We start from the raw sequence: 5,203 nt of genomic DNA, 5'->3' as shown, positions 1-5,203 counted from the left end.
CTTAACTGTAAAAAATAATCCAATAGCATAAAGAAGTATAAATAAAATTAATCTTAATACCATTCCACTTCCTAAAGAAAGTTCTGGATTTCCAATTGCACCAATAGCTGCTCCTGTTGAAAATGGATTTACAACACTCGCCATATTTCCTGCTGTTGCTCCAACTGTTAAAACAGCCAATCCTGTTATCACATCATATCCTGCTAGAACAAATAAAGGTACTATAACAATTGAAAATGCTGGTATCTCTTCCCAAAATCCAAATACACTACCAAAAACAGCAAAAACAAACATTAAAATTGCTATCAAAGTAGTTCCTGTATATTTCTTCAATAGTGCTCCAATTCCAGCATCCATTGCTCCTACAGAATTTATTAATCCTAAAAAGGCCCCGGCCATTAAAATTGCAATACTTACTGAACTTGATTTTTCAAATCCTTGTACTGGTGCCATTAAAATATTCCAAATACCTGCTGGTTGACGTCCTAAACCTTTTATTACCTCTCCAGCATCATTAACAATGGCATTATAAATCACTTCTTTTACACCATTATTACTTACAACAACTGATTGTGGAACTATCCAAGTTAAAGCTCCTGTTATTACTAAAAATATAAAAACAATAGTATATGCACTAAACATCTTTCTTTCTTTTTTCAATGTTCTCAATCTCCTCTAGCAATATTTTTTAAACTCTAAATTTTTCAAAAGCTTTCATGTATATTTTCATAGCCATTTTCATATCATCTAAAATTATATATTCATTAGGTTGGTGCTCTGTCTTAGGACTATTTGGTAAAACATATCCAAATGCTACACAATTATTTATTGCTCTTGCATATGTTGCCCCACCACCAGCTATTGGTTGAGATTCCATATCACCAGTTACTTCTTGATAAGCTCCCATAAGTGTTTTTACTAACTCTGAATCAAGAGGAGTGTAGATTGACTTTAAATAATCATGTTGAGAATATTCAAATCCATACTCCTTTGCTTTTTCAGTTAAAGTCTTAACAATTATTTCTTTGTCATAAGTAACGGGAATTCTCATATCTATACATAAAATTTCATTCTCCGGTGTAAATTCAATTTTACCAACATTAAATTTCAACTCTCCTGAATGCTCATCTTTAACTTCTCCAAATATTGGCTCTGCAAAGTTATGTCCAATTAAATTCTCAACTATAAATTTTCCTGATTTTGTTTCTACTCCACTTAAACTTAAAGCGTGTAGGTATCTATTTATAGCATTTATTCCGGTTTCAGCTACTTGAGCATGAACACTCTTACCTATAATTTCAATTTTATTATCTTTTTCTGTATACTCATATTTCAAGTTTTCTAAAGCTTCTATTAATCCTGCTGTTTTTTCAACTAAAATACTTGAAGGAACTGAATTAAAAGCATCTCCACCTTTAAATACCATTCCACTTTGATTTTTTGCTGTTAATTTACATTGTAACAATCCTTTTTCTGCATAGATTAAAGGAAATTTAGAATCAGGTGTAAATCCAACTGTAGGCATCTCCTCTTTTTCAACATATTTAGGCATATCTCTCCATAAATTTTCTTCATCTGTTCCAAATATAAATCTTACTCTATAATTCAAATTAAAACCACAATCTAAAAGTGTTTTCAAAGCATAAATAGCCGCTAATGTTGGACCTTTATCATCTTGTGATCCTCTTCCATAATATTTACCATCTTTTATTATAGGCTCAAACGGAGGATTTTCCCACTTATTTAAATCTCCTGGAGGTACAACATCTAAATGTCCTAAAACTCCAACTAATTTTTCTCCCTCTCCAATTTCAGCATATCCATAGTATCCTTCTGGATCTATAAACGTCTTTAATCCTAACTCTTTACAAATATCTAGCATTGTTTCTAAAGCTTTTTGAATATCCTCTCCAAAAGGGAACGTATCGCTATTCTCTTTTAAAAAACTAGGAATTGAAACTATTCTGTCTAAATCCTTTAAAAATTTAGGAAAATTTTCTTCCATTTTCTTATACAATCTTTCTTTTTCTTGAATTTTTGTGTTCATTTTTCCTCCTATATGCATTTTTATTTGTTGTGTGTTGCTATTTGTAGATATTTATCATATCTGCTATAATTATATAGTATAAAGTATACTTTATAGTCAAGGGGGTAATTTATTGAAACTTTATAAAATTAGTGAAATTGCTAAAACATTTAATATAAGTAGAGAAACTCTTATTTATTATGATACTATCAATTTATTTAAACCGGCATATATTGACCATGAAAATGGTTATAGATACTATAATGATGAAAATATCTCAGACTTATACTTCATAAGTATGTTAAAAAAAGCTAATTTTTCTTTAAAAGAAATTAAAGATTATATCAAATGTAAAAATACATCTGATAGTATTGAATTACTTAATAAAAAGTTGAAACAGATCAAAGATAAAATATCAACTCTTGAAAACTCTGCCGAATTTATCTCAGACAAAATTCAAGAAATTGAAAATATATCCAATCAAGATGGTTGTACTCCTTTTCTCGAATCTTTAAATGATATCTTTGTTTTTCAAATTGAAATTTGTGAACCAAAATCTGAAAAAGAACTTATTGAAGGAATTCATACCTTAAATGAACTTCGAAAAAAATATAGTTTAGAAAAAGCCAAGAGAATAACAATTTTGAAAAAAAATGATATTTTAAATAATGAATATTTTAAAATAGATCGAATCGGAGTTATTGCATCTAGTGTTTCTAATCATTATATCGATTTCAATTTAGTAGTTTCAATTTATCATAAAGACTTCACTCAAAAAATAGGTGAAAGTTACTTCAAATTATTAAAATTTATAGATGAAAATAATTTTAAAATTGTAGGTGATTCTATTGAAACCTTTAGTGATGTCATTGTTAACGCTGGAAATTGTATGGGACAAACTATAAAAATATCAATACCAATAGAAAGCTAGTTCAATATGAACTAGCTTTCTATAAATACATATAATTTAAATCTCTAATTTACTCCCAGTTTGAATTTCAAAAACTTGAAATCCACTATTTTTTTCAAGTTTTTTCACTCCGAATTCTCCAGTACAATGACATGGAAAAATGCTATTTATAGTTGTTTTATTTAAGTATTCTACTAACTCATCTATATACTTCTCATTTTTATTTAAACTTGTTCTACTTGATAGATGAAATCCTCCTATTATACTATGAATCTCTATCCTCTCTTTTTTACATTGCTCTAAAATATTCTCTACTCCTATATGTGCACACCCAACAAGCAAAATATTACTATTATTTTCTTTTATTATCATATGTAACTCATGCTTAAAACTATCTTTTTCATATTCACCATTTTCATTTTTCATATAAAGATTTTCATTAATTGGATTCTCACTTTTTTTATCAAAGCAATGAAATAAATGTATATTCTCTAAATTAAATGTATTTTGAATAAAATTAAATCTTTCAACATCTAAATATTCATAAGGTATGCCTATATCTATATATGCACCCAATATTTTTTTATAATGTTTTTCAAAATAATATTCGCTACAATATATTTTAGCTTTTTTATTTCTTTTTAAAAAATAAGGTAGCCCTCCACCGTGATCTTTATGACCGTGAGAAAGAATTAAATAATCGATTTCTTCTAAATTAATTCCTATCTTCTCTGCATTTTTCCAAAACTTTTTACTTTCACCTACATCAAATAATATTTTTTTCCCATTTGTTTTTATATACAAAGAGAGGCCATGCTCCTTTGCTAAATCTTTATTTAAACTTTTATTCTCTACCAAGACCTGTATCTCTATCTTATATCCCTTCCTTTTTTATTTATTAAAAATAATTATATTGTTTTTAAACTTAAAAATCAAGACTATAATATAAAAAATATAGTAATTCCAACAAAAGATATTAAAGCACCAATCCCCTCTAATATACTAACTTTTTCTTTAAAAAATATAATCGATATAGGAATTATTAATATCGGGCTTGTTGCTGCTAAAGTACTTACAATTCCAACATTTGCATATTTCATCGCTTCTACTAATGCAGTTACTCCTAAAGTTGCCACAATAGTGCCTAATACTATATATATCATACCTTTTTTATTTATAATTCCTTCTTTTATATTTGGCCACTCTTTTTTTAAAGAGATATAAACTATAAAAGCTAAAATCGCTGGTATCGTTCTAACTTGAATTGTTGCAAAAGAATCGTAATCAATAGATCCTAATCTTGTAAAAATAATTCCTAAACTTTCTCCTAGCATTGCTAATAAAGCATATACAAACCCAACTTTTGAAAACTCTTTGTCATTTTTCTTTTTTAAGATAACAATCGCTATTCCAATTATTGTTAACAACATTCCTAAAATTTTAAATCCTTCTATTTTTTCTCTCAGTATAAAAAAACTTAAAATTGAAACAGCTATTGGGCTAAACGTCATAACTAACAAAGTTATTCTCGGGCCTATTTTAACATATGACTTATATAAAAAAAAGTCTCCTAAAAACAATCCAAATAATCCTGAAATAGATAAAAATTTAAACGATTCTTTTGTTACATCTAAAGGCAAAACTAATCCTCTCTTTACATATGTTATTACTCCTAAAAATAACATAGCTATAACCAATCTTATTAAATTTACTGCTAATGTTCCTGTTTCTTTACTTGCCCTTTCTAAAAATACAGAGCTTCCTACCCACCCAAATGCTGCAGCAAGTGCTAAGCTTTCACCCAATTTAATTCCCCCTTATTTTAACTCTTCCCTTATTTTTTCCATTCTTTTTCTATTTACTCCAAAATCATACCACCCTGTTTGTGCTGCTGATCGTACATTTATTATATTTTTATCTGGTTCTATCTCAAAATCTGCTATATCTTCAAATCCAAAAAATTTACTATAAAAAGCTACTTTTAAAAGATTTCCCTTGTCTTCTAAAATTTTACCTTGAAACTTTTCTATTACTTTTATAAGTTTTTCTTTTACATTCCCATCTTTATAATCTATAATTATTGGTTCAATATAATGTTTTGTATCCTTCGCCTTACTTGAAACACAATTTGGTGTATCTGGACATTCTTTTAACATAGTTTTATCGCTCCCCTCTCCTAGTAAAATTGAAAAATAACAAATAAAAATTATCATTAATTTTCTCTTCATAATTTCTCACCCCTTTATTTTTAGTATACCCTATTTTTC

Annotated in this window: 5 protein-coding genes and 1 pseudogene; 1 reads left to right on the top strand and 5 read right to left on the bottom strand. The window is 27.7% G+C overall.

Annotated features, from left to right (window positions below; translation table 11 throughout):
- Positions 1-660: pseudogene (locus tag Q0V08_RS10510) on the bottom strand (YfcC family protein); the annotation flags it as partial.
- A 28-nt stretch (positions 661-688) separates the two neighbouring features.
- The gene (locus Q0V08_RS10505) at positions 689-2,047 is read right to left on the bottom strand and encodes a Sapep family Mn(2+)-dependent dipeptidase (RefSeq protein ID WP_297434571.1); all 1,359 of its coding nucleotides are present in this window, start codon (positions 2,045-2,047) and stop codon (positions 689-691) included.
- Between the two features lie 112 nt (positions 2,048-2,159).
- Between Q0V08_RS10505 and Q0V08_RS10500 the strand changes: the two genes are divergently transcribed.
- The gene (locus Q0V08_RS10500; RefSeq protein WP_297434569.1) at positions 2,160-2,957 is read left to right on the top strand and encodes a MerR family transcriptional regulator; all 798 of its coding nucleotides are present in this window, start codon (positions 2,160-2,162) and stop codon (positions 2,955-2,957) included.
- Positions 2,958-2,993: 36 nt separating this feature from the next.
- Here Q0V08_RS10500 and Q0V08_RS10495 read toward each other — a convergent pair whose 3' ends face one another.
- The 3 genes from Q0V08_RS10495 to Q0V08_RS10485 all read right to left on the bottom strand — a co-directional run bounded on the left by Q0V08_RS10495 (position 2,994) and on the right by Q0V08_RS10485 (position 5,164).
- Positions 2,994-3,794: an MBL fold metallo-hydrolase gene (locus Q0V08_RS10495; RefSeq protein WP_297434568.1), complete on the bottom strand. Its 801-nt coding sequence runs from the start codon at positions 3,792-3,794 to the stop codon at positions 2,994-2,996.
- A gap of 80 nt (positions 3,795-3,874) precedes the next feature.
- A complete protein-coding gene (locus tag Q0V08_RS10490) occupies positions 3,875-4,741 on the bottom strand; it encodes a DMT family transporter (RefSeq protein WP_297434566.1) in 867 nt (288 codons plus the stop codon).
- Between the two features lie 12 nt (positions 4,742-4,753).
- Complete coding sequence (locus Q0V08_RS10485) at positions 4,754-5,164, bottom strand: DUF1499 domain-containing protein (RefSeq protein ID WP_297434564.1); 411 nt, start codon at positions 5,162-5,164, stop codon at positions 4,754-4,756.
- Positions 5,165-5,203: the final 39 nt, after the last annotated feature.

Source organism: uncultured Cetobacterium sp. (genome assembly GCF_947038635.1).
GTDB lineage: Bacteria > Fusobacteriota > Fusobacteriia > Fusobacteriales > Fusobacteriaceae > Cetobacterium_A.
This window is presented reverse-complemented; position numbering and strand designations above follow the sequence as displayed.